The sequence below is a fragment of the Cupriavidus sp. FW305-26 genome, assembly GCF_058787975.1.
On the sequence record NZ_JBYTAH010000042.1, the window covers coordinates 1 to 23667 of the forward strand.

A 23667-nucleotide genomic window follows, 5' to 3' on the forward strand; every position below is an offset into this window, starting at 1 on the left:
GTGGCCACTGGGGCGGCGGCGTCAGCGTCGGCATGCCCGGCTGGGGCTGGGGCGGTTATCCGTACGGCTGGTGGTGACAGGCAGGCGGCGGGCTGGATGCAAGCCCACCGACAGCGAGAGGCAAGGCGCCCCTTAGTGGCCGCCTCTTCCGGCGACCGAATTCGCCGGCGGCGGCAACGGCGGCGTCGCGCTGACCTTGGGCGCCGGCGCGACAAACTGCACGAAGACCTCGCCTTCCCTCACCATGCCCAACTCATAGCGGGCACGTTCCTCGATCGCGCCGGTGCCGTCCTGCAGGTCGGCGACTTCCCCTTCCAGCTTGGCGTTGCGCAGCTTGAGCGTCTGGTTGCGGGTGCCCTGCTCGGTCAGTTGCCGGTTCAGGTCCCACACGCGCAGCCAGCCGCCCTTGCCCAGCCAGAGCGGGTACTGGATGGCAAGCAGCAGCACAAACAACAGCAGCGAGATCAGGCGCATGAAAGATGGCGGACAGGAAATTCCGCACAATGATCTGCGAACTCAGCCCGGAAGGCAATTGCCAGGCAGATTTCGATACAAAAACGGCGGCGGCCAGGGAATCCCGGCCCCCGCCATTCCATCCGCTTGCTGCCGCTCCCGCGCAAGCGGGAACGGCAGGGCAAGGTGTCAGCGCAGGTTGTAGAACGCGCCCTTGCCCGGGTAGCTGGCGATATCGCCGAGGTCTTCCTCGATGCGCAGCAGCTGGTTGTACTTGGCCATGCGGTCCGAGCGCGACAGCGAGCCGGTCTTGATCTGGCCGGCGTTGGTGCCCACGGCGATATCGGCAATGGTGCTGTCTTCGGTTTCGCCCGAGCGGTGCGAGATCACGGCGGTGTAGCCGGCGCGCTTGGCCATCTCGATGGCGGCGAAGGTTTCGGTCAGCGTGCCGATCTGGTTGATCTTGATCAGGATCGAGTTGCCGATGCCCTTCTCGATGCCTTCCTTCAGGATCTTGGTGTTGGTGACGAACAGGTCGTCACCCACCAGCTGCACGCGCGTGCCCAGCTTCTCGGTCAGCGTCTTCCAGCCGTCCCAGTCGCCTTCGGCCATGCCGTCCTCGATCGACACGATCGGGAACTTGTCGCACAGGTTGGCCAGGTAGTCGGCGAACTGGGTCGACGACAGCTTCAGGCCTTCGCCTTCCAGCTGGTACACGCCTTCGCCTTCGTGGTAGAACTCGCTGGCGGCGCAGTCCAGCGCCAGCAGCACGTCTTCACCGGCACGGTAGCCGGCCTTCTCGATGGCCTGCACCACAGTGTTCAGGCATTCCTCGTTGGACGAGAAGTTGGGGGCGAAGCCGCCCTCGTCGCCGACCGCGGTGGACATGCCCTTGTCGGCCAGGATCTTCTTCAGCGCGTGGAAGATCTCGGCGCCGCAGCGCAGGGCTTCGCGGAAGCTGGTCTGCGACACCGGCATGATCATGAATTCCTGGATGTCCAGGCTGTTGTTGGCGTGCGCGCCGCCGTTGACGATGTTCATCATCGGCACCGGCAGCTGCATCGCGCCCGAACCGCCGAAGTAGCGGTACAGCGGCAGGCCGGCTTCTTCAGCGGCGGCCTTGGCCACGGCCATCGACACCGCCAGCATGGCGTTGGCGCCCAGCCGGCCCTTGTTCTCGGTGCCGTCGAGGTCGATCAGGGTGCGGTCCAGGAAGGCCTGCTCGGAGGCATCCAGGCCCATGATGGCTTCGGAGATTTCAGTGTTGATGTGCTCGACGGCCTTCAGCACGCCCTTGCCCAGGTAACGCGACTTGTCGCCGTCACGCAGTTCGATGGCTTCGCGCGAACCGGTCGAGGCGCCCGACGGCACTGCCGCACGGCCCATCACGCCGGATTCCAGCAGCACGTCGCATTCGACGGTGGGGTTGCCGCGCGAGTCGAGAACCTCGCGACCGATGATATCTACGATTGCACTCATGAATTCCTCTCTGACTGTTGATTCTTGCTGCTGCTGATTACTTCAACCTGTGCCCGTGTCAGGCGCATGTCAAACTGCCCGACAACCCTCAGGCAGCGCCTTCCACCACGATCATGTTCATCTTTGCCGCATGCTCGCGCGCCTTGCGGGCGGCGCGATAGGCTTCGCCGTCATGGAACGACCTGGCGGCTTCATAGCTGGGGAATTTCAGCACCACGACGCGGGTCGGCGCCCACTCGCCCTCCAGCGGCTCGGTCTTGCCGCCGCGCACCAGCACCTCGGCGCCATGGACCTGCATGGCCTTGCTCGAGAGCACTTTGTATTCTTCGTACTGCTGGGGGTCGGTCACGTCGACGTAGGCGATGATATAGCCCGCGGCCATGGAGAATCTCCCGATTTTTTGTATTGTCTTTCGATATGGTTTGTCACCACCGGCATTGCGGTGGTGACAAGACCGGGCCTGCTCAGGCGCAGGCCGGCCAGCCGAAGTTGTCTTCCAGGAAACCGGCGCGCTTGACCAGCGTGTCCAGGTCCTTGAGCACGGCCAGCAGTTCCTTCATGCGCGACAGCGGCACCGCGTTGGGGCCATCGGACATGGCCTTGCTCGGGTCCGGGTGCGTTTCCATGAACAGGCCCGCCACGCCGGTGGCGACGGCGGCGCGCGACAGCACCGGCACGAACTCGCGCTGGCCGCCCGAGCTGGTGCCCTGGCCGCCCGGCAGCTGCACCGAGTGGGTGGCGTCGAACACCACCGGGGCACCGGTCTCGCGCATGATCGCCAGCGAGCGCATGTCGGACACCAGGTTGTTGTAGCCGAACGAGACACCACGCTCGCAGGCCATGAAGACATCGTCAGGCAGACCGGCTTCGCGCGCGGCGTCGCGCGCCTTGTCGATCACGTTCTTCATGTCATGCGGCGCCAGGAACTGGCCCTTCTTGATGTTCACCGGCTTGCCGCTCTGGGCGCAGGCACGGATGAAATCAGTCTGGCGGCACAGGAAGGCCGGCGTCTGCAGCACGTCCACCACGGCAGCGACGGGCTTGATCTCGTCGATCTCGTGGATGTCGGTCAGCACCGGCACGCCGATCTCGCGCTTGACGGTGGCCAGGATCTCCAGGCCCTTTTCCATCCCCAGGCCGCGGAACGACTTGCCGGACGAACGGTTGGCCTTGTCGAACGACGACTTGTAAATGAACGGGATGCCCAGTTCGGCGGTGATGGCCTTGAGCTCGCCGGCCGTATCCAGCGCCATCTGCTCCGACTCGATCACGCACGGACCGGCGATCAGGAAGAACGGCTTGTCGAGGCCGGCCTCGAATCCACAGAGTTTCATGACTGTCTCTCCTGCTTGCCGCCGGGGCTTACGCGCCCTTGCGCTGCTGGCTGGCCAGCGCGGCTTCGACGTAGGCCTTGAACAGCGGGTGGCCGTCACGCGGCGTCGAGGTGAATTCCGGGTGGAACTGCACGCCGACGAACCAGGGGTGCATCGACTCGGGCAGCTCCATCATTTCCGGCAGGTTCTCGGTCGGTGTGCGCGCCGAGATCACCATGCCGGCCTTTTCCAGCGTCGGCACGTAGTGGTTGTTGACCTCATAGCGGTGACGGTGGCGTTCGTTGACCTCGGCGCCGTAGATCGTCGCTGCCTTGGTGCCTTCCTTGACCGGCACGCGCTGGGCGCCCAGGCGCATGGTGCCGCCCAGGTCGGAATCGGCCGAGCGCTGCTCGACCTTGCCTTCGCGGTCCACCCACTCGGTGATCAGCGCGACCACGGGGTGTTCGGTTTCCAGGTTGAACTCGGTCGAGTTGGCATCGGTCATGCCGGCCAGGTGGCGGGCAAACTCGATCACGGCCAGCTGCATGCCCAGGCAGATGCCCAGGTAGGGGATGTTGTTCTCGCGGGCGTACTGGATCGCGCGGATCTTGCCTTCCGTGCCGCGCTTGCCGAAGCCGCCCGGCACCAGGATGGCGTCGAGCGGGGCCAGCACTTCGAGGTGGCCCGATTCCAGTTCCTCGGAGTCGATGTACTCGATGTTGACGCGCGTGGCGGTGTGCATGCCGGCGTGGCGCAGGGCCTCGATCAGCGACTTGTACGACTCGGTCAGGTCGACGTACTTGCCGACCATGCCGATGGTGATCTCGTGCTCGGGATTTTCCTGGGCGTTGACCAGCTTCTGCCACATCGACAGGTCGGCGGGCTTGGGATCCAGGCGCAGTTCCTCGCAGATCAGGCGGTCCAGGCCCTGCTCGTTGAGCATCTGCGGGATCTTGTAGATGCTGTCCGCATCCCACACCGAAATCACGGCGTCTTGCGGGATATTGGCGAACAACGAGATCTTGGCGCGCTCGTCGTCCGGGATCGGGCGGTCGGCGCGGCACAGCAGCGCGGTCGGCGAGATGCCGATTTCACGCAGCTTCTGCACCGAGTGCTGGGTCGGCTTGGTCTTGAGCTCGCCAGCGCTGGCAATGAACGGCACCAGCGTCAGGTGCACGAAGGCGCAGTGGTTGCGGCCCATGCGCAGGCTCATCTGGCGCGCGGCTTCCAGGAACGGCAGCGATTCGATGTCACCCACGGTGCCGCCGATTTCCACCAGCGCCACGTCGGCCTTGCCGTCGTGCGACGCCGCGGCGCCCCTTTCGACAAAGGCCTGGATCTCGTTGGTGATATGCGGGATCACCTGCACGGTCTTGCCCAGGTATTCGCCGCGGCGCTCCTTGCGGATCACCGATTCGTAGATCTGGCCCGTGGTGAAGTTGTTCGACTTGCGCATCTTGGCCGAGACGAAACGCTCGTAGTGGCCGAGATCGAGGTCGGTTTCAGCACCGTCTTCCGTGACAAACACCTCGCCATGCTGGAAGGGGCTCATCGTGCCGGGATCGACGTTGATGTAGGGATCTAGCTTGAGGAGGGTGACTTTGAGGCCGCGCGACTCAAGAATGGCCGCGAGCGAGGCAGCAGCGATGCCCTTGCCGAGAGAAGAGACGACGCCACCGGTGACGAAGACGAATTTGGTCATAAACCGAGCTTGCCGGGGAAATCGGGATTATACATGAGAGCCCGATTCCCGCCGACCCGGAAATTGTGACAGCACCCCTCCTCGGCGGGGCTGCAACAGGCCTTCCCGGTGCGTTGCGGCGCATGCGCCGCACCCCGCCTCAGCGCCCCTCGCGGCGCATCGCGCCGATCAGGTCGCGCACCAGCTGCGCCGTCTCCTGCGGCCGCTCCATCGGGTACAGGTGGCCGCCCTCGATAAAGCGCAGATTCGGGCCGACCAGCTTGCGGGTGGCACCCAGCCCACACTGGCGCACCTCGCGCGAACGCGTGCCGGCGACAAAGCCGACCGGCACCGGCGCGCCGCGCGCCACCTTGCGCCCCAGGCTGGTCGGCAGCGTGCGGTAGATCCAGTATTCGACCTCGCGGTCAAAGCGCAGCCGCCGCTCGTTGTCCTTGCCGGTCGGCTCGGTGCCGTGGATGGCGTAGTCGCGCAGCACCTCTTGGTCCCACACCGCGAAGTTGGGCTTGGCGCGGAAGTGTTCCCAGACCGCCTCGGCGTCCGGCCAGTGGGTGCGCCGGTTTTTGGTCACCGCCGCCGGGCCGGGCTTTTCGTCCATGCCGAACATCTGGGCGGTCTTCAGCAGCGACGCGCGCCAGCCGGCAATGATCGGCGAATCCAGCATCACCACGCCGCGCACGCGCTCCGGGCGCCGCAGCGCCGCCATCAGCGACAGGAAGCCGCCCAGCGAATGGCCCACCAGCCACACCGGCTCGTGGTACTGGCGGTCAATCTCGCCGAGCAGCTCCTCCACCAGGTGCGGCCAGCCGCGCGTCACCGGGAATTCAGGCTTGTGCCCGTAGCGGTCCACGGCGCGGAATTCGAAGTCGCCGTCCAGTTCGCCGAACAGCTTGCGGTAGGTGGTCACCGGGAAGCCGTTGGCATGGGAAAAATGAATGATCTCGCGCATCGCTTGTTTCCTCGCCCGGCCTCAGTCCTGGGTACGCGACGGATTGCGCTTGGCGCGCACCGGCTGGCCCCAGCGGTCGGCCTCGCCGGGACGCGCCAGCGAGAATTCCGCGGGCGCGCCGGGATCCCACTCGGGATTGTGGATCTCGCCGAAGACCTGGCGCAGGCGCTGCCCCCAGGTGTCGCGGATCATGCGGAAATAGGCGTTGCGCTCGTCGATGTTGACGAAGCGCGTCACGCACAGCGTATCGGCCTCATAGACCAGCAGGTCCAGCGGCAGGCCGACCGAGATATTCGACTTGAGCGTCGAATCCATCGAGATCAGCGCGCATTTGGCTCCCTCGGCCAGCGGCAGCGACGGGTGCACCACGCGGTCGATGATGGGCTTGCCGTACTTGGCCTCGCCGATCTGGAAGTAGCAGTTCTCGGGCGTGGCCTCGACAAAATTGCCGGCCGCGTAGATGTTGAACAGCCGCACGCGTTCACCGCGCACCTGGCCGCCGAAGATCAGGCTGACATTGAATTCGATGCCGGCATCGCGCAGCGCATGCGCATCGCGCTTGTGCACCTGGCGCACCGCCTCGCCGACGATGGAAGCGGCCTCGAACATGTCGCGCGCGGTCCACAGCGAGCGCTTCTCGTCATGGTTCTCGGCCAGGATCTGGCGCACCGACTGGCTGATCGCCAGGTTGCCGGCGGTCATCAGCACCATCACGCGGTCGCCGGGCTCTTCGAACACCGTCATCTTGCGCGACGTGGAGATGGCATCTACCCCCGCATTGGTGCGGGAATCGGACAGGAATACCAGGCCGGCATCCAGCCGCATGGCTACACAGTAAGTCATGGTCTTGTTTTGGTGTGCTTTGCGGCGGCCGGAAGTGGCCAGCCGATGGCCTGCATACCCGGGATTCTAGCGCCCGTACTGCGGCACCGCGCCCTGTCTGGAATCAGGCACCTAATCAGGTAAAAAGCGGCGTGATGCTCACATCAACTTCAAGCGTCTCGCCGGACCCCCCTTCCAGGATGCCCCTGACTGGTGCAGCCGACGCATAATCGCGCCCCACCGCGAGGCGTATATGACGCTCGTCGGTCAGGCAGCCGTGGGTGATGTCGACGCTGCACCACACCTCGCGCGCCGGGTCCAGGCATACGTCGGCCCAGGCATGGCTGGCCATCTCGATCGCGGCCGGATCGTAGAAGTATCCGCTCACATAGCGTGCCGGGATACCGAGCGCCCGGCACGCCGCCACCATCACCTGCGCCTGGTCCTGGCACACGCCGCTGCCCAGGCTGAAGGCCTCGGCCGCCGAGGTGCCGACGTCAGTGGTGTTGGGCTTGTAGCGCACCCGCTCCGCAATCCCCTGGGCCAACGCCAGCAGCGCCGGAATCTCGTGCCCGGCCGCCAGGAACGGCGCGGCAAACGCCTGCATCTCCGGCGGAGCCGAGGTCAGTGGCGTGCTGCCGAGGAAGTACAGCGGCGACACCCGGGACTCGCCGGGGGGCGGAGCGTCGCAGAACGCATGGTGGCCGTCCCGGTCGAGGTCGCCATGCGGCGGCAGCACTTCCACCTCGCCGCTGGCTTCGATCGAGATGGTGCCGGTCGGTCCGGCCACCGTGAAGTTGTGCACGATATTGCCGAATCCGTCGCGCGCCGCCGACGGATTGCCAGGCGCGACCAGTTGCCAGCGGTGCACCGTCTGCAGCGGGCCCGAACGCGGCTCGAGCCGCACTTCGTGCACGCTGCGGCGCACCGGCTCGGCGTAGCGGTAAACAGTATGGTGGTGGATCTTGTATTTCACGGTATCAGGGCGCGGCGGCGGCACATGGAGGCTGCCGGCGGCCCATTTCAGGCAGCCAGCAGCGGCACGAGGAAGTCCCGGCTGATGCCATTGCCGAGATCGCCGATGCGCTCCAGGAAGCTGGTCAGGTACGCGTGCAGGCCGACCGCGAAAATATCGTCGATGCGCGCGTACTTCAGGTCGGCGTGGAGTTTACCAGCCTGGCGCTCGGTTTCCGCCGATTGCTGGTTGCGCACCGTATGCAGGATGGCCACCACCTCGTCCATGCTCGACACCAGCGAGCGCGGCATGTCGGGCCGCAGGATCAGCAGCTCGGCCACGCGCTGCGGCGTAATGACCGCGCGATAGACCTTGCGGTAGACCTCGAAGCCCGAGACCGAGCGCAGCACCGCGGCCCAGTGATAGAAATCGTTCTGGTCGCGGTTGGCATCGCTCTCGTCGCTGCCCGATGCCTGGAACTTGACGTCGAGGATCCGCGCGGTGTTGTCGGCGCGCTCCAGGAACGTGCCCAGCCGCATGAAGTGAAAGGCATCGTCCTTGAGCATGGTGCCGAACTGGACCCCGCGCGCCAGGTGCGAGCGGAACTTGACCCATTCGAAGAACGCCGACGGGTCCTCCTTCAGCACGCCGTCGGCGATCAGGCGCTGCACCTCCAGCCAGGTGGTGTTGACGGTCTCCCAGACCTCGGTGGTCAGCGAGCCGCGCACCGCGCGCGCATTCTCGCGCGCCGCGCGCAGGCAGCTCATGATGGACGAGGCGTTGGTCATGTCGCGCACCATGAAGTCGATCACATCGTCGCGCGACAGCAGTCCGTACTTGTGGTCGAAGACATCGGTCAGCTCCGAGATATCGAGCATGGCCCACCAGCCCTGCTCGGCCACCTCGGCCGATTGCGGCAGGAGCGAGGTCTGGTAGTTGACGTCGAGCATGCGCGCGGTGTTCTCCGCGCGCTCGGTGTAGCGGGCCATCCAGAACAGGTGGTCGGCGGTGCGGCTCAGCATGTGGGCTCTCCTGGCGTGGCGGCGGTCGCCATGGCGGTCGTTGCGGCGGTCATCATGTGGTTCGCGTTCATCGTTCCAGCACCCAGGTGTCCTTGGTGCCGCCCCCTTGCGAGGAATTCACCACCAGCGAGCCCTCGCGCAGCGCCACGCGGGTCAGCCCGCCAGGCACCATGCGCACCTCCTTGCCCGACAGCACGAACGGGCGCAGGTCGATATGGCGCGGCGCGATGCCCGACTCCACATAGGTCGGGCAGGTCGACAGCGCCAGCGTCGGCTGCGCGATGTACTGCTCCGGGCGCGCCTTCACCACTTCGCGGAAGGCATCGATCTCGGCCCGCGTGGCGGCCGGGCCGACCAGCATGCCGTAGCCGCCGGCGCCGTGGGTCTCCTTGACCACCAGTTCTTCCATATGGTCCAGCACGTACTGCAGGTCGTCCGGGCGCCGGCACATATAGGTCGGCACGTTGCTGAGGATGGCCTCTTCGCCCAGGTAGAAGCGGATCATGTCGGGCACGTACGGATAGATCGACTTGTCGTCGGCCACGCCCGTGCCGATGGCGTTGCAGATGGTCACGTTGCCGGCGCGGTAGACCGACAGCAAGCCGGCCGCGCCCAGCGAGGAATCGTGGCGGAACACCAGCGGGTCGAGGAAGTCGTCGTCGACGCGGCGGTAGATCACGTCGACGCGCTGCGGGCCCTGCGTGGTGCGCATGAACAGGTGGTCGTCCTCGACGAAGAGATCGCTGCCTTCGACCAGTTCCACGCCCATCTGCTGCGCCAGGAAGGCATGCTCGAAGTAGGCCGAGTTGTACATGCCCGGCGTCAGCACCACCACGGTGGGATCGGCAATGGCCTGCGGCGACACCCCGCGCAGCATGTCGAGCAACAGGTCAGGATAGTGGGCCACCGGCGCCACGCGGTTGCGCGCGAACAGGTCCGGGAACAACCGCATCATCATCTTGCGGTTTTCCAGCATGTACGACACGCCCGAGGGCACGCGCAGGTTGTCTTCCAGCACGTAGAACTCGCCCTCGCCGGCGCGCACCACGTCGATGCCGGCCACGTGCGCATAGATGTCGTGCGGCACGTTGACGCCGAGCATCTCGGGCCGGTACTGGGCGTTGTTGTAGATCTGGTCGGGCGGGATCACGCCGGCGCGGATGATGTCCTGGCCGTGGTAGATATCGTGGACAAAGCGGTTGAGCGCGGCCACGCGCTGGCGCAGCCCTTTTTCCAGCAGCGCCCATTCGTTCGCCGGGAAGATGCGCGGGATCACGTCGAACGGAATGGTGCGTTCGGTGCCGCTGTTGGCTTCATCCTTGTCGCCGTAGACGGCAAAGGTAATGCCCACGCGCCGGAAGATCAGGTCGGCCTCGGCGCGCTTGTTGCCCATCGTGCCTTCAGACTGCCGCGCCAGCCAGTCAGCGAAATGCCGGTAATGCGGGCGCACCGCGCCTTCAGGCAACGCCTGCCCCGCCTGGATAACCCATTGCGCCCCGTCCGTGCGCCAGTCCAGCATCTCGTCGAAATACCGCCCCGCCATGATGGCCGTTCCTCCATGTCGCGGGCTTCCGGTGCTACCGCTTCACTGCGACTTCGTGGTCGCTACCGGCTGCCCTGGTTTTGCCCTGGCTTTCCCGTCCCCAGCCCGCCGCGCCTGCCCGTTCGGGACGCTCACGGCGATACTGTCGAGTCACTGGCCCTTTCAGCATACCCGTACCGGCGAAACCCGCAAGCTGGCGGGCGCCGGCCGGCACGGAAAGTGAACTAGCAAGATGTCTGCCAGCGCACGCAAAAGCGGCCGCCAGCCAGGCTGGCGGCCGCTTGCGGGCTGCACGGGAACGGGGCCGGCCGGAACGGTCGGCGAGGTCAGCAGGTCAGCGCGCCGCGCCGGCGCCCTGCGGCACCGTGGCCTGCAGGATGGTGGCGACCAGCGCCTCGGGCGACTGGCGGATGTCGAGCACCAGCGCGTCGCTGGGCTCTTCCAGCGTATCGAACTGGCTTTGCAGCAGGTCGGGGTTGAAGAAGTGTTCCGTGCGCGCGGACAGGCGCGTGCCGATCAGCGATGCATCGCCCTTCATGAAGACGAAGGTCACGCCGCCGTCGGGCGGGGTCAGCCGGTCGCGGTAGGCCTGGCGCAGTGCCGAGCAGGTGAACACATGGGTGCGGCCTTCGGCCCGGGCCGCGTCGATGGCGGCGCGCATGGCCGCCAGCCATGGCCAGCGGTCTTCGTCGGTCAGCGGGACGCCAGCGTGCATCTTGGCCTTGTTGGCGTCGCTGTGGAATGCATCGGCGTCATGGAAGCCGCAGCCCAGTCGCTGCGCCAGCAACTGGCCGACCGTGGTCTTGCCGCTGCCGGAAACGCCCATCAGGATATAGATCATGTCTGCTCCGTCGGTCTTGGTATCGGATGGTGTCGCCATCCTTGTCTGTCCTTGTCGGTCCAGCTGGACGTCCTTGCGGCGGCGCAAAGACGTCCGGGGGGCGCTGCCGCCCCGCAGGGAACTTCAGGGGAAAATCGGCCTCAGGCCTGGCTATTGTGCGACGGTTTGCGCCGCTGCGGTACGTTGGCGCCCGCCTGCGCCGGCCCCAACATCCGCCTCGGACAGGTCAAGTGCGCTGCCGCCCTCTTCCGCGATGCGCGCGTGGCGCCGGAACAGGCCGAACAGGCCGCGCCCCAGGCTGAATTGCGCGAAATCGTCGTCCGGCGCCGCGGCCAGCTCGCGCGCCGCGAATTCACGTTCGTCGCCCAGCCACTGCAGCGTGCCGGCAACGGCATCGACACGGATGCGGTCGCCGTCGCGCACGCGCGCGAGCGCGCCGCCGGCCAGCGCCTCGGGGCCAACGTGGATCACCGCCGGCACCTTGCCCGACGCGCCGGACATGCGGCCGTCGGTCACCAGCGCCACCTTGTGGCCGGCGTCCTGCAGCGCGCCCAGCACCGGGGTCAGGCGGTGCAGCTCGGGCATGCCGTTGGCGTTCGGCCCCTGGAAACGCACCACCGCGACCAGGTCGCCGGTCAGCTCGCCCGCATCGAAGGCCGCCTGCAGCGCCTCCTGCGCATCGAACACCCGCACCGGGGCTTCGACCACGCGGTGCTCCGGCGCCACCGCCGAGACCTTGATCACGCCGCGGCCCAGGTTGCCCTGCATCAGCCGCAACCCGCCCTCGGCCGAGAAAGGCTCCGCGACCGTCGCCAGCACCTGCGCGTCGCCGCTGTGCGCCGCGCCGTCGCGCCAGCGCAGCACGCCGTCGGCCATCACCGGCTCCTGCGCATAGCGGGCCAGCCCGGGGCCGGCCACGGTCTGCACGTCCTCATGCAGCAGGCCGGCCTGCAGCAGTTCGCGGATGACGAAACCGGCGCCGCCCGCGGCATGGAAGTGGTTCACATCGGCCGAGCCGTTCGGGTAGACGCGCGCCAGCAGCGGCGTGATGCGCGACAGCAGATCGAAATCGTTCCAGTCGATGACGATGCCCGCGGCGCGCGCCATCGCCACCAGGTGGATGGTGTGGTTGGTGGAGCCGCCGGTCGCCAGCAGGCCGACCATGGCGTTGGCAATGGCGCGCTCGTCGACGATGCGCGCCAGCGGCAGGTATTCGTCGCCGCGCGCGCGCAGGGCGATCGCGCGTTGCGCGGCCGCCGCGGTCAGCGCATCGCGCAGGCCGCTGTCCGGGTGCACGAAGGCCGCGCCCGGCAGGTGCAGGCCCATGATTTCCATCAGGAACTGGTTGCTGTTGGCGGTGCCGTAGAAGGTGCAGGTGCCGGCGCCGTGGTAGGCCTGGCATTCGGCTTCGAGCAGCGCATCGCGCCCGACCTGGCCGGTGGCGTAGAGCTGGCGCACGCGCGCCTTCTCCTTGTTGGGCAGCCCGCTGGCCATCGGGCCCGCCGGCACGAACACCATCGGCAGGTGGCCGAACTGCAGCGCGCCCATCAGCAGGCCGGGCACGATCTTGTCGCACACGCCCAGCATCAGCGCCGCATCAAAGGTGTTGTGCGACAGCGCCACCGCGGTGCCCATCGCAATCGCATCGCGCGAGAACAGCGACAGCTCCATGCCCGGGTTGCCCTGCGTGATGCCGTCGCACATCGCCGGCACGCCGCCCGCCACCTGCGCCACCGCGCCCACCGCGCGCGCGGCCTCGCGGATCACGGCGGGGTAGCGCTCGTACGGCTGGTGCGCCGACAGCATGTCGTTGTACGCGGTGACGATGCCCAGGTTGGGGGCATGGTCGACGCGCAGCTTCAGCTTGTCGTTGGCCGGCAATGCGGCAAAGCCGTGCGCCAGGTTGGCGCAGGACATGCCGCGCAGCGGCCCCAGTTCAGCCTGCGCGCGCTCGCAGCGGGCAAGGTAGGCGGCGCGGCTGGCGCGGCTGCGCGCGACGATGCACTCGGTGACGGCAAGAAGCTCGGCATGGACGGCAGAAGGCATGGCGGAGACGTTCCTTGTGGGCTTGGTGGCGGCGCGGCAATGCCGCGCCATCGCATGTAGATTTTCTACAGATCGCCGCCATTATACCGAGCGCGAGCACGCCGTCGACCCGCTCATGCATCACAATTGCGCAGAAATTCCCGGAATCAGGGCAAACCCCGAGGGCGGGCGACGCACCATTTCGGGCAAGATGCGGCGCCATCCGATGTAGAATCTCTACATATCCGCAACCCCAGACACTGCCTCCCGCCGCCATGCGCGACCGAATCCTAGCCGTCTACGACACGCTCCGCCCTTCTGAACGCCGCCTGGCCGACTATGTCGCCCGGCATGGCGCCGCCGTGATCCGGCTGTCGATGCCCGAGCTGGCCGAGCGCGCCGGCGTGTCGCAGCCCACCATCGCGCGCTTCTGCGCGGCGCTGGGCTACGACGGCTTCCGCGAATTCAAGCTGCAGTTCGCGCAGAACGTTGGCGGCGGCACGCCCTTCGTGCACCAGGACGTCGCGGCCGACGACCGCCCCGCGGACATCGCCGGCAAGGTCTTCGACCGCACCATTGCCACGCTGATGAGCGTGCGCAATGCGCTGTCGGCCGACCAGATCGAGCATGGCATCCAGCTGCTCGCCGGCGCGCGCCGCATCGAGTTCTACGGCTGCGGCAACTCCGGCATCGTCGCGCTGGATATCCAGCACAAGTTCTTCCGCCTGGGCATGCCGACGGTTGCGTATTCCGACCCGCACGTGTTCAGCATGTCGGCCGCGCTGCTCGCCCGTGGCGACGTGGCCGTGCTGGTCTCCAACAGCGGCCGCACCTGGGACATGCTGACCGCTGCCACGCTGGCGCGCAGCAGCGGCGCCAGCGTGCTGGCAATCACGCACAGCGGCTCGCCGCTGGCGCGGCTGGCTGACGTCTGCGTGTTTTCCGACGTCGAGGAAGACAGCGAGGTCTACACGCCGATGACCTCGCGCATCAGCCACCTGGTGCTGGGCGACGTCCTGGCCGCCGGCGTGGCGCTTGCGCGCGCCGACACCGTCGCCCCCCGCCTGCAGCGCGCCAAGGCGCATCTGCGCGAACGACGCATTGCCGGTGCGGAGCCGGCCCGGCCAGTACCGCCGGCACGAAACCGCGCCAGGCCCGCCGCAGCCGAGCCAGCCACGCCCGCGCTGCCCGCCACCCGCACGCGTAGCCGCAAAGCCAGTTGACGCTAACGCGGCGCCGGCGGCCGCGCCCGCCAGTAGCGCGGCTGCGCCTGCCGGAACACCGACAACGCAAAGCCCCCGGGCGCAGTGTCCATGGTCACCGCGCCGGTTTCATCGGTCCGGTAGCGCAGGACGCCCGCGCGGCCGTAGCGCTCCCACACCTCGCCGCTCGGGTGGCGATAGCGGTTGGCATAACCCAGCTGGAACACCGCCGCCGACGGGCGCACTGCCTCCAGCCAGGCTGCACCGGATGAGGTGCCGCTGCCATGGTGGGCCACCACCAGCACGTCGGCACGCAGCACCTCGGCCGGCAACCTGTCGATCAACGCACGCTCCTGCGCCACGCCGATGTCTCCGGTCAGCAGCAGGCTGTGCGCCGCCGCATCCACGCGCAGCACGCAGCTGCGCGCATTGCTGGCAATGGCTGCCTGCTGCGCCTGCTCCGCGAGCGGATGCAGCACGGTAAAGCGCACGCCGTCCCACTCCCATTGCTGGCCCGCCGCGCATGGCGACCAGTCATTGGCCGCCGACCCAAGCAGAACGTGACCGGAAGGCGCTCCGGTGCTGCGCGCGGACACGGCCACCGCCGCCGTGATGTCCGCCACGCCGCCGGCATGGTCGGTGTCCTCATGGCTGACCATCAGGTGGTCGATCCGGCCAACCCCCTCGCCCCGCAGCAATGGCACCACCACCTGCGCACCGGCGCTGGATCCCGACGCATAAGACGGCCCGGTGTCATACAGCAGCGCATGGGCGCGCGTTCGCACCAGCACCGCCGTGCCCTGCCCCACGTCCAGCATCACCGCGCGGAACTCGCCATGCGCAACCGGCGGGCCGCGCGCCAGCAGCATCGGCAACATCAGCAGCCCGCCGTGCAGGCGCGCGCGCGCGGTGGCGACCGGCGCGACCAGCAGCCCGACACCGAGCGCCGCCAGCACCAGCGCCAACGGCCCCGCGCTGGCCGCTTCCCACATCGCCCATGGCAGCGCCGAAAGCCAGCCCAGCACCGCGGCCAGCGCCACCATAGCCAGGTGGGCCACCGCCAGCACCGGCCCGGCCAGCGCCATCGGCAAGGCGGCGCCGAGCAAAGCCAGCGGCGTCACCAGCAGGCTGACGACCGGGATCGCCACCGCATTGGCCAACGGCGACACCACCGATACCTGGCCGAACAGCAGCAACGTCAGCGGTACCAGCCCGATGGTCACGGCCCACTGCGTGCGCGCCCCGGCGGCGAGCACGGACCGCAGGCGTTGCCAACGCCCTTCCGTCGAAGCATCCCGGCCGGGCCGGGCCGCGAAGAAGATCACGGCCACCGCGCCGAAGGAGAGCCAGAAGCCGGGCAACATCACCGCCCACGGATCCAGCAGCAATGCCGCCAGCGCCGCCCACGCCAGCACCACCGAGGCGGGCGGCGCACGCGCACTCCATACCGCAATGGCCGCCACGCAGAGCATGGCCACGGTGCGCAGCGCCGGGACCTGCATGCCGGCCAGCAGGCCGTAAGCCAGCGCACTGGCCACGGCCGCCACCAGCGCGGCCTGCCGGGCCGGCAGCCACAGCGGCAACGGCCGGCGCAGCCAGCGGCCGAGTCCGAACGAATGCCGCCACAACAGCCCGGCAAGCGACGCCGCCATGCCGGCGATCATGGTGATATGCAGCCCGGAGATCGCGACCAGGTGGCTGACACCGGTGCGCCGGAACAGTTGCCAGTCGTCCGCATCGATACCGCGCTGGTCGCCAATGACCAGCGCGGTCAGCACCGCGCCAAAGCGCGCATCGGCCGGCAGCGCCGCGCGCAGGTGATCGCGCACGGCGGCGCGCACGGCCTCAATGCGCCATGCCAGCCGCTCCGCGGACGCGTCCTGCGGCGGCCCTTGTGCGCGGCGCACATAGCCGGTGGCGCCATAGCCCTGCGCCAGCAGCCAATAGGCGTAGTCAGAACCAAAAGGATTGGCGAGTCCGCGCGGACGCCGCAGGCGCAGGGTCAGCGTGAGGCGCTGCCCGGGACGCAGGTCGGGCGGTGCGCCACGCCAGTTGAGGATCACGCGGCGCGGCAGAGGCTGGCCCGCATCACCCTGCTCCACAGTCAAGGCAAAACGCGTCCCGGTGGCGGCATCCGCCGGCAGCCCCGACACCACGCCGCGCACGTCGAGGTCGCGCGCCTCCAGCGTGGCCGGCAGCCAGTCGCGCATGCGCAGTTCGGCCCGCCAGGCCGCCCAGCAGAAGGCGGCGCCGAACGCCAGCCCGGCAAGCGCCAGGCCATGCAGCACGACGTGCAGGCGCCTGCCCCACAAGGCGATGCCGAGAGCGACCAATGTCAGCGCCACAGCACCGAGGCGCAGGCCATCCTGCGGCGGCAGCATTGACTGCTGCTGCAGCGTCCAGCATCCCGCGACGAAAGCCACCACGAACCAGCGCACCACAACTCTCCTGCGTGTTCTGCACAGAGACGGTTGTACCGCCGCAGTGGGGCTGGAACCTTGTCAGGCTGTCAGGAGGAAGTGAAGTTGTGTGACTGGATTCAGTACAGCACGCCGGTGATTCGGATGGGGTGAGGGCGGGCGCATCGACGAAGTCTGACCGGCGAAGTCCTGTCTACCTCAGGCCCGGTCGTGGCGCCATGCTTTCGGCAAAGGTTCCTAGCCGCGGCATCGCATCCACGGCGTTGCGCCATGTCGCGTGCGCCAGTGTCATCGCATCGATGCCGCGCAATTCAGCCATCACACGCGCCACGCCCGCCACCTCCGCCGGCGTGTTGCGCGCCTTGTGCTGTTCGCCGAACTGATCGTCAGACAGCCAGGCCGGCGCCATGTCGGGTGCGTCGGTTTCCAGCACCAGCGCCTCCAGCGGCAGTTCCGTCGCCAGCCGGCGGATCTGCCGCGCACGGCTGAAAGTGACGTTGCCGCCGAAGCCGAGCTTCAGGCCCTGCTCGACAAAGCGCCGCGCCTGTTCATTGCTGCCGTTGAAGGCGTGGGCAATGCCGCGCTTCACGCCCAGCTTGCGCAGTTGCGCGCCAACCTGGTCCTGCGACTTGCGCACATGCAGCAGCACCGGCAGGTCAAATTCGCGCGCAATCTTCAGTTGCTCCGCGTAGAGCCAGGTCTGGTGCTCAGCATCCAGCCCCGCGACGAAGAAGTCGAGCCCGATCTCGCCGATGCCGACAAAGCGCGGGTCGCCCATGCTCGCCGCCACCTCGCGCCGCAGCGTGTCAAGGTCGGCCTGGCCGGCGCCGGGCGAGCACAGCGGATGGATGCCGAGTGCATAGACGCAGCGCACATCGTGGCGCGCCAGCGCGCGCACGGCCTCGAAGTTCCACGCTGCCACCGCCGGCACCACGATGCCGCGCACGCCGGCGGCCTCGGCCGCGTCGGCCACCTGCTGGCGGTCAGCGTCGAACTCGCTGGCGTCGAGGTGGCAGTGGGTGTCGATCCACATGGGCCGGCCCGCTCAGCGTTCCTGGTGCAGGTGCCCGTCGCGCAGCCGCAGCACGCGATCGCAGCGTCCGGCCAGGTCCAGGTCGTGGGTGACGATGATGAAGCTGGTGCCGAGCGTGCGCGACAGCTCCAGCATCAGGTCATAGACGCCGCCGGCGGTGTGGTCGTCGAGGTTGCCGGTGGGTTCGTCGGCCAGCACGCAGGCCGGCTGCCCCACCAGCGCGCGCGCGATCGCCACGCGCTGGCGCTCGCCGCCGGACAGCTCGCCCGGGCGGTGCTTCGCGCGCCCGCCCAGGCCCACGCGCTCCAGCATGGCCTGCGCCACGCCGCGCGCGTCATGCTGGGTCAGGCCGCGGATGCGCATCGGCATGGCCACGTTGTCCAGCGCGGTGAATTCCGGCAGCAGGTGGTGGAACTGGTAGACGAAGCCCAGCTGGCGGTTGCGCACCACGTTGCGCTCGCGCTCGCGCAGCGCCGTGAAGGGCTTGCCGAGCAGCGCGACGCGGCCGGAGTCGGGCTCATCCAGCCCGCCCAGCACATGCAGCAGCGTGCTCTTGCCCGAGCCCGAGGCGCCGACGATGGCAACTTTCTCGCCGGCATCGACGCGCACATCGACGCCGCGCAGCACGTCCACGTCGAGTTCGCCCTGGCGGAAACGCTTGGTCAGGCCCTCGGCCACCAGCACCGGCAAGCCGGTGCGCGGCTGGTCCGCGGCGGGCGTGGGGGTATCGGCATGCAACACGGCTTCACTCATAGCGCAGCGCCTCCGCCGGGTTGACGCGGGCGGCACGCCAGCTGGGATAGAGCGTGGCCAGCGTGGCCAGCACGAAGGAGATGATGCCGATGGTGGCGATGTCGTTCACGCGGGGATCCGAAGGCAGTTCGCTGATGAAATAGATGTCGCGCGGCAGGAACTGCACGTGCAGCAGCCGCTCGATGAAAGGCACGATCACGTCGATATTGGTGGCGATCAGCGTGCCGCCGGCCACGCCCAGGACGGTGCCGATAAAGCCGATGGCCACGCCCTGCACGATAAAGATCTTCATGATCGAGCCCGGCTGCGCGCCCATGGTGCGCAGGATGGCGATATCGGCCTGCTTGTCGGTGACGGTCATCACCAGGGTCGACACCAGATTGAACGCGGCCACCGCGATGATCAGCGTCAGGATGATGAACATCATGCGCTTCTCGGTCTGCACCGCGGCAAACCAGTTGCGGTTCTGCTTGGACCAGTCGCGCAGGTAGAGCTCGCCCGACATGGTGCCGGCCAGCTCGTTGGCCACCTGCGGCGCGCGCTGCATGTCCTGCAGCTTCAGGCGCACGCCGGTGGGGCCGCTCAGGCGGAACAGGGTCTCGGCGTCATGCATGTTGACCAGCGCCAGCGCGCTGTCGAACTCGAAGTGCCCGGACGAGAACACGCCCACCACGGTGAACTGCTTGAGCCGCGGCAGCACGCCCGCCGGCGTGATGGTGCCCTGCGGCGCCACCAGCGTGACCTTGTCGCCGACCTGCACGCCCATGGCGTTGGCCAGCTCGTTGCCCAGCGCGATGCCGAAGCCGCCCGGCTCCAGCGCCGTCATGCTGCCGGCCCGGAACTGGCTGCCGATGTCGGAGACCTTGGGCTCCTGCGACGGCTCCACGCCGCGCAGCAGCACGCCGCGCACGGCGTCGTCGCGGGTCAGCATGGCCTGGGCCGCGACATAGGGCGCGGCGCCGGTCACTTCCTTGTTCTGCAAGGCCTCGGCCGCGGTCTTCTGCCAGTCCGGCAGCGCCGACGGGCCGATCACTTCGATATGCGCCAGCACCGACAGCATGCGGTCGCGCACTTCCTTCTGGAAGCCGTTCATCACCGACAGCACCACGATCAGCGCGGCCACGCCAAGGGCGATCCCGAACATCGAGATCATCGAGATGAACGAAATGAAGGTGTTGCGGCTGGCGCGCTTGCTTGCGCGGGTGTATCGCCAGCCGATCTGCCACTCGTAGGGAAAGTTCAAGAGGATTCCTGTTGTTTCGGGAAAGCGCCGGTGCCCGGTGGAGGGGCGCCGGCGGCACGCATGCGGGCCATCGGGTGCGCCGCCTGCCTCTCGCAAGACTGGCGCCGGCCAGCCGGGAGTTTACAATCTCGCCACCATGATGACGCACCTGACCCTGATTGTGCCCTTTTCCGTCCCGCCGGGCGCCGGCGACGACGGCCGGGACGATGTCGTCCCCGGCGCGCTGCTGCGGCAGTTGGAGCTGCCCGCGCTCGGAAAGTTGCTGACCCGGGCCGAGCCCGGCCCGCGCGAGCGGCATGACGACCCCTTCCTGCGCAGCCTGCCGCAGGAGCGCTGGCTGGCCGGCAAGGCGGGGTTGGACCCGGTCCGGGTGCCGCTGGCGCCCTATATGCGGCTGGCCGACAGTGGCGGCGCCGTCCCCGCCACCCCCGATGGCCAGTCCTGGACCTGCCTGCAGCCGGTGCACATCCACGCCGCGCGCGATCACCTGGTGCTGATGCCGCCCGCCCAGCTGGGCATCCGGCCGCAGGAAGCCGCGGCCCTGCGCGCCGCCATCGACGAACTGCTGCTGGAATCGGGCATCGCGCTGGAATCACCCTGCCCGCAGCGCTGGTACCTGCCCGAAGCCGTATTCGGCCCGCTGGAGGCGACCACGCCGCTGCGCGCGGCGGGCCGCAATATCGATATCTGGATGCAGGCCGGCAAACGCGCCCGCGACTGGCGCCGCCTGCAGAACGAGATCCAGATGACCTGGTACGACCACCGCGTCAACCAGGCCCGCGAGGCCGCCGGCGAGGCGCCGGTCAATTCGGTCTGGCTGTACGGCGGCGGCGCGCTGCAGCCGGTGCCGCGGCTGGCCGATACGGTGCTGAGCAACGATCCCTTCCTGAGCGGGCTGGCCCTGGCCGCGGGCAGCCGCGTGCTGCCGGTGCCGGCCGGCCTGGCTGGCGCCAGCGCGGTGCAGGGCACGGTGCTGGCCATGCTCGACAGCGCCACCGAAGCGCATATCGCCGAAGACTGGGGCCTGTGGCTGGACCGCATGCATGCGCTGGATGCCGACTGGTTCGCGCCGGCACTGGAAGCACTGGTGGCCGGCCAGGTCGGCGCCATCACGCTGGTGCTGGCCGGCGAGAATCACTTTGCCGAGTTCACCGTGCGCCGTGCCGACCTGCGCAAGTTCTGGCGCGGAATGGGCCAGCGCGGCGACTGGCGCGCACTGCTGTCCGACCTCGCCTATGCCGCATAAAGCCGCCTGACACGCGCCGCCCCTACTGAAACATCACCTGCCGCCCCGCCCATGACCCGGATCGCCATCCGCCAATACTCTCCCGAACACGCCAGCTCGCTGGCGGCCGCCGGCCTGCACCCCACGCTGGCGCGCATCCTGGCCGCGCGCGGCGTGGCGCGCGCGGCCGAGCTGGCCACCGACCTGCCCGAACTGGTGCCGCCCGCGGCCATGAAGGGCATCGGCCACGCCGCAGCCTACCTGGCCGACGCCATCGCCGCCGGCAAGCGCCTGCTGATCGTGGCCGACTATGACTGCGACGGCGCCACCGCCTGCGCGGTGGGCGTGCGCGGGCTGCGCATGCTGGGCGCGCGGGTGGAATACATCGTGCCGAACCGCTTCGAGTACGGCTACGGCCTGACCCCGGAGATCGTGGCGCTGGCGGCCAGGCAGCAGCCGGACGTGATCGTCACGGTCGACAACGGCATCGCCAGCGTCGACGGGGTGGCCGCGGCCAATGCGCTGGGCATCGACGTGGTGGTGACCGACCACCACCTGCCGGGGTCGGAGCTGCCGCAGGCCGCGGTGATCGTCAACCCGAACCAGCCGGGCTGCGAATTCCCCAGCAAGAACCTGGCGGGCGTGGGCGTGATGTTCTACGTGCTGCTGGCGCTGCGCGCCGAACTGCGCCAGCGCGGCGTCTATACCCAGGCCACGCAGCCGCCGCTGCAGACGCTGCTGGACCTGGTGGCGCTGGGCACGGTGGCCGACGTGGTCAAGCTGGATACCAACAACCGCATCCTGGTGGCACAGGGCCTGCGCCGCATGCGCGCAGGACGGATGCAGCCGGGCGTGGCGGCGCTGTTCCGCGCCGCCGGGCGCGAGGCGGCGCGCGCCAATACCTTCGACCTGGGTTTCGGGCTGGGTCCGCGCCTGAACGCGGCCGGCCGGCTGGCGGACATGTCGCTGGGCATTGAATGCCTGCTGACGGAAGATGCCAACCGCGCATGGGAGATCGCGCAGGAGCTGGACAGCATGAACCGCGAGCGGCGCGACATCGAGGCCGGCATGCAGCAGGAGGCGCTGCAGATCCTGGAGCAGCCGCTGGCCGGCCCGGACCCCTCAGCGCGCTTCACCGTCAGCGTGTTCAACGACACCTGGCACCAGGGCGTGATCGGCATCGTGGCGTCGCGTCTGAAAGACAAGTTCCACCGCCCCACCATCACCTTCGCCCCGGGCGACGAGACCACCGTCAAGGGCTCGGGCCGCTCGATCCCCGGCTTCCACCTGCGCGATGCGCTTGACCTGGTGTCCAAGCGCCATCCCGGCATGCTGCTCAAGTTCGGCGGCCACGCCATGGCGGCCGGGCTGACCGTGCGCGCCGAGCGTTTTGCCGAGTTCCAGGAGGCCTTCGAGGCGGTCGGCCGCGAATGGCTGACCGACGACCAGCTGGCGCGCGTGATCGAGACCGATGGCGATATCGAGGACCAGTGCTTCAGCCCGGAATTCGTCACCCTGCTGGAGCAGCAGGTATGGGGCCAGGGCTTCCCGGCGCCGACCTTCTGCGGAGAGTTCGACGTGCTGCGCCAGAGCGTGCTCAAGGGCAAGCACCTGAAGCTGCAGCTCGGGCGCGGCAGCCAGCGCCTCGACGCGATCTGGTTCAACCATGCCGACTCGCTCGGCGCCAGCGCACAGGTGGCCTACCGGCTCGACAACAACACCTTCAACGGCGTCACCCGCGTGCAGCTGGTGATCGAACACGCGCAGTAGCGTGCTCCCGGGGGCTCCCCCCCGTTCAGCCCCGCGACGGCAGGTAGGCAGCGGGATCCACTGGCTTGCCGTTGCCGCGCACCTCGAAGTGCAGCTCGCTCGGGCTCGCGCCCATGCGGCCCACGTCCTGCCCTGCCGAGACCTGGGCGCCTTCCGTGACCAGCGGCTGGTCCAGGTTGCCGTAGACGGTCAGCCAGTCGTCGCTGTGCTTGACGATCACCAGCATGCCGTAGCCGCGCAGGTTGCCGACGTGGATGGCGCGCCCGGCGGCGGCGGCGCGCACCGCGCCGTTGGCCGGCACAGCGATGCTCAGGCCCTTGCTGGCCGGCGGCGCGAAGCCGGCGGTGACGCGCCCGTCGGCCGGCCATTGCAGGCGGATGCTGCTGGCGGGCGGCCGGGAGGCCGGGCCGCTGTCGACACGCGGGGTATCGGTCACGGCCTGGCCGGCCGAAGCACTGCCTGAGGCACCACCCGGCGGCCGCACGCGGATCAGCTGGCCCACCTCGATCTGGCTGGGGCTGGTGATGTCGCTGTTCCAGCGGGTCAGGTCGCGTACGCTGCGGCGGTGCTTGCGCGCGATCGAATACAGCGTGTCGCCGCGCTCGACGCGGTAGTAGCCGTCCGGCACGGGACCGCCCGTGGTGCCGCAGCCGGCCGCGACCGCGGCCGCGGCGGCCAGCAGCAGGCCCAGCGCGCGGCGCCGGCCTGGTTCGATGTCATGTCTGGTTTGCGTCATTCGTCCCTGTTCTTTGTCGTGCCGGGGGCGGCTTGCGACCCGTATTATCGCCGCGTGCGTCGCCCGGCACCGGCGGATAGACCGCGCCGCGGCCAATCCGTTCGGTCCGCGGCCCGCCGAGGCGGTCCGGAAGCCCCGGGTTGCCGCGCCGATCCGCTATAATTCGAGGTTTTCGAAGCGCAGG

The 23667-nt window shown here is 68.5% G+C and carries 21 protein-coding genes; 4 read left to right on the plus strand and 17 right to left on the minus strand.

What is annotated here, in order from left to right:
- Window positions 1-132: 132 nt before the first annotated feature.
- The 12 genes from ftsB to edd form a co-directional block, all read right to left on the minus strand.
- Window positions 133-474, minus strand: coding sequence for a cell division protein FtsB (gene ftsB / locus AC3WQZ_RS21510; protein ID WP_010808995.1), 342 nt, complete (start codon window positions 472-474; stop codon window positions 133-135).
- Window positions 475-642: 168 nt separating this feature from the next.
- Complete coding sequence (gene eno / locus AC3WQZ_RS21515) at window positions 643-1932, minus strand: phosphopyruvate hydratase (RefSeq protein ID WP_010808996.1); 1290 nt, start codon at window positions 1930-1932, stop codon at window positions 643-645.
- A gap of 88 nt (window positions 1933-2020) precedes the next feature.
- Window positions 2021-2314, minus strand: coding sequence for a DUF1330 domain-containing protein (locus AC3WQZ_RS21520; protein ID WP_058696912.1), 294 nt, complete (start codon window positions 2312-2314; stop codon window positions 2021-2023).
- An 82-nt stretch (window positions 2315-2396) separates the two neighbouring features.
- Entirely contained in the window at window positions 2397-3266 is an 870-nt protein-coding gene (gene kdsA / locus AC3WQZ_RS21525) for a 3-deoxy-8-phosphooctulonate synthase (RefSeq protein WP_010808998.1), read from the minus strand.
- Window positions 3267-3294: 28 nt separating this feature from the next.
- On the minus strand, window positions 3295-4947 hold the full coding sequence (pyrG, locus tag AC3WQZ_RS21530; RefSeq protein ID WP_492301225.1) for a CTP synthase: 1653 nt from the start codon (window positions 4945-4947) through the stop codon (window positions 3295-3297).
- 139 nt (window positions 4948-5086) lie between these two features.
- Window positions 5087-5893, minus strand: a complete 807-nt coding sequence (locus AC3WQZ_RS21535; RefSeq protein WP_010809000.1) for an alpha/beta fold hydrolase — start codon at window positions 5891-5893, stop codon at window positions 5087-5089.
- A 21-nt stretch (window positions 5894-5914) separates the two neighbouring features.
- Complete coding sequence (locus AC3WQZ_RS21540) at window positions 5915-6736, minus strand: proteasome-type protease (protein WP_010809001.1); 822 nt, start codon at window positions 6734-6736, stop codon at window positions 5915-5917.
- Between the two features lie 115 nt (window positions 6737-6851).
- Complete coding sequence (locus tag AC3WQZ_RS21545; protein ID WP_193385847.1) at window positions 6852-7691, minus strand: transglutaminase family protein; 840 nt, start codon at window positions 7689-7691, stop codon at window positions 6852-6854.
- 47 nt (window positions 7692-7738) lie between these two features.
- Complete coding sequence (locus AC3WQZ_RS21550) at window positions 7739-8692, minus strand: alpha-E domain-containing protein (protein WP_010809003.1); 954 nt, start codon at window positions 8690-8692, stop codon at window positions 7739-7741.
- 67 nt (window positions 8693-8759) lie between these two features.
- Window positions 8760-10235, minus strand: a complete 1476-nt coding sequence (locus AC3WQZ_RS21555; RefSeq protein ID WP_010809004.1) for a circularly permuted type 2 ATP-grasp protein — start codon at window positions 10233-10235, stop codon at window positions 8760-8762.
- A gap of 334 nt (window positions 10236-10569) precedes the next feature.
- On the minus strand, window positions 10570-11076 hold the full coding sequence (locus AC3WQZ_RS21560; protein WP_037024362.1) for a gluconokinase: 507 nt from the start codon (window positions 11074-11076) through the stop codon (window positions 10570-10572).
- A 150-nt stretch (window positions 11077-11226) separates the two neighbouring features.
- Complete coding sequence (gene edd / locus AC3WQZ_RS21565; RefSeq protein ID WP_010809006.1) at window positions 11227-13122, minus strand: phosphogluconate dehydratase; 1896 nt, start codon at window positions 13120-13122, stop codon at window positions 11227-11229.
- On the opposite strand from edd, the gene AC3WQZ_RS21570 reads away from it, so the two are divergent.
- Together AC3WQZ_RS21570 and AC3WQZ_RS21575 are read left to right on the plus strand one after the other, a co-directional pair.
- Window positions 13121-13333 carry a hypothetical protein gene (locus tag AC3WQZ_RS21570; RefSeq protein ID WP_136227752.1) on the plus strand — a complete coding sequence of 71 codons (213 nt, stop codon included), beginning with the start codon at window positions 13121-13123 and terminating at the stop codon, window positions 13331-13333. The genes edd and AC3WQZ_RS21570 overlap by 2 nt on opposite strands.
- 43 nt (window positions 13334-13376) lie before the next feature.
- A complete protein-coding gene (locus tag AC3WQZ_RS21575) occupies window positions 13377-14324 on the plus strand; it encodes a MurR/RpiR family transcriptional regulator (protein ID WP_010809007.1) in 948 nt (315 codons plus the stop codon).
- Window positions 14325-14326: 2 nt separating this feature from the next.
- Here AC3WQZ_RS21575 and AC3WQZ_RS21580 read toward each other — a convergent pair whose 3' ends face one another.
- The 4 genes from AC3WQZ_RS21580 to AC3WQZ_RS21595 all read right to left on the minus strand — a co-directional run bounded on the left by AC3WQZ_RS21580 (window position 14327) and on the right by AC3WQZ_RS21595 (window position 19752).
- A complete protein-coding gene (locus AC3WQZ_RS21580; protein WP_037024387.1) occupies window positions 14327-16741 on the minus strand; it encodes a DNA internalization-related competence protein ComEC/Rec2 in 2415 nt (804 codons plus the stop codon).
- A gap of 175 nt (window positions 16742-16916) precedes the next feature.
- Window positions 16917-17756, minus strand: a complete 840-nt coding sequence (locus tag AC3WQZ_RS21585; protein WP_010809009.1) for a TatD family hydrolase — start codon at window positions 17754-17756, stop codon at window positions 16917-16919.
- Window positions 17757-17768: 12 nt separating this feature from the next.
- Window positions 17769-18509 (minus strand): lipoprotein-releasing ABC transporter ATP-binding protein LolD, encoded by a 741-nt coding sequence (gene lolD, locus AC3WQZ_RS21590; protein ID WP_492301227.1) that lies wholly within the window; start codon window positions 18507-18509, stop codon window positions 17769-17771.
- A complete protein-coding gene (locus tag AC3WQZ_RS21595) occupies window positions 18502-19752 on the minus strand; it encodes a lipoprotein-releasing ABC transporter permease subunit (protein ID WP_010809011.1) in 1251 nt (416 codons plus the stop codon). Before AC3WQZ_RS21595 ends, lolD begins: the two co-directional genes overlap by 8 nt.
- Before the next feature lie 136 nt (window positions 19753-19888).
- Between AC3WQZ_RS21595 and AC3WQZ_RS21600 the strand changes: the two genes are divergently transcribed.
- A complete protein-coding gene (locus AC3WQZ_RS21600) occupies window positions 19889-20998 on the plus strand; it encodes a hypothetical protein (RefSeq protein ID WP_492297904.1) in 1110 nt (369 codons plus the stop codon).
- Window positions 20999-21049: 51 nt separating this feature from the next.
- Window positions 21050-22747, plus strand: coding sequence for a single-stranded-DNA-specific exonuclease RecJ (gene recJ / locus AC3WQZ_RS21605; RefSeq protein WP_010809013.1), 1698 nt, complete (start codon window positions 21050-21052; stop codon window positions 22745-22747).
- Window positions 22748-22772: 25 nt separating this feature from the next.
- Here the strand turns inward: recJ and AC3WQZ_RS21610 are convergent, their stop codons facing one another.
- A complete protein-coding gene (locus AC3WQZ_RS21610; protein ID WP_010809014.1) occupies window positions 22773-23483 on the minus strand; it encodes a peptidoglycan DD-metalloendopeptidase family protein in 711 nt (236 codons plus the stop codon).
- Between the last annotated feature and the right edge of the window lie 184 nt (window positions 23484-23667).

What these genes read in the sequence shown, in the direction of transcription:
- ftsB (WP_010808995.1), bottom strand. Translation starts at nt 474, where the DNA reads ATGCGCCTGATCTCGCTGCTGTTGTTTGTGCTGCTGCTTGCCATCCAG.
- eno (WP_010808996.1), bottom strand. Translation starts at nt 1,932, where the DNA reads ATGAGTGCAATCGTAGATATCATCGGTCGCGAGGTTCTCGACTCGCGC.
- AC3WQZ_RS21520 (WP_058696912.1), bottom strand. Translation starts at nt 2,314, where the DNA reads ATGGCCGCGGGCTATATCATCGCCTACGTCGACGTGACCGACCCCCAG.
- kdsA (WP_010808998.1), bottom strand. Translation starts at nt 3,266, where the DNA reads ATGAAACTCTGTGGATTCGAGGCCGGCCTCGACAAGCCGTTCTTCCTG.
- pyrG (WP_492301225.1), bottom strand. Translation starts at nt 4,947, where the DNA reads ATGACCAAATTCGTCTTCGTCACCGGTGGCGTCGTCTCTTCTCTCGGC.
- AC3WQZ_RS21535 (WP_010809000.1), bottom strand. Translation starts at nt 5,893, where the DNA reads ATGCGCGAGATCATTCATTTTTCCCATGCCAACGGCTTCCCGGTGACC.
- AC3WQZ_RS21540 (WP_010809001.1), bottom strand. Translation starts at nt 6,736, where the DNA reads ATGACTTACTGTGTAGCCATGCGGCTGGATGCCGGCCTGGTATTCCTG.
- AC3WQZ_RS21550 (WP_010809003.1), bottom strand. Translation starts at nt 8,692, where the DNA reads ATGCTGAGCCGCACCGCCGACCACCTGTTCTGGATGGCCCGCTACACC.
- AC3WQZ_RS21555 (WP_010809004.1), bottom strand. Translation starts at nt 10,235, where the DNA reads ATGGCGGGGCGGTATTTCGACGAGATGCTGGACTGGCGCACGGACGGG.
- AC3WQZ_RS21560 (WP_037024362.1), bottom strand. Translation starts at nt 11,076, where the DNA reads ATGATCTATATCCTGATGGGCGTTTCCGGCAGCGGCAAGACCACGGTC.
- AC3WQZ_RS21570 (WP_136227752.1), top strand. Translation starts at nt 13,121, where the DNA reads ATGGCGGAGACGTTCCTTGTGGGCTTGGTGGCGGCGCGGCAATGCCGC.
- edd (WP_010809006.1), bottom strand. Translation starts at nt 13,122, where the DNA reads ATGCCTTCTGCCGTCCATGCCGAGCTTCTTGCCGTCACCGAGTGCATC.
- AC3WQZ_RS21575 (WP_010809007.1), top strand. Translation starts at nt 13,377, where the DNA reads ATGCGCGACCGAATCCTAGCCGTCTACGACACGCTCCGCCCTTCTGAA.
- AC3WQZ_RS21585 (WP_010809009.1), bottom strand. Translation starts at nt 17,756, where the DNA reads ATGTGGATCGACACCCACTGCCACCTCGACGCCAGCGAGTTCGACGCT.
- lolD (WP_492301227.1), bottom strand. Translation starts at nt 18,509, where the DNA reads ATGAGTGAAGCCGTGTTGCATGCCGATACCCCCACGCCCGCCGCGGAC.
- AC3WQZ_RS21600 (WP_492297904.1), top strand. Translation starts at nt 19,889, where the DNA reads ATGATGACGCACCTGACCCTGATTGTGCCCTTTTCCGTCCCGCCGGGC.
- recJ (WP_010809013.1), top strand. Translation starts at nt 21,050, where the DNA reads ATGACCCGGATCGCCATCCGCCAATACTCTCCCGAACACGCCAGCTCG.
- AC3WQZ_RS21610 (WP_010809014.1), bottom strand. Translation starts at nt 23,483, where the DNA reads ATGACGCAAACCAGACATGACATCGAACCAGGCCGGCGCCGCGCGCTG.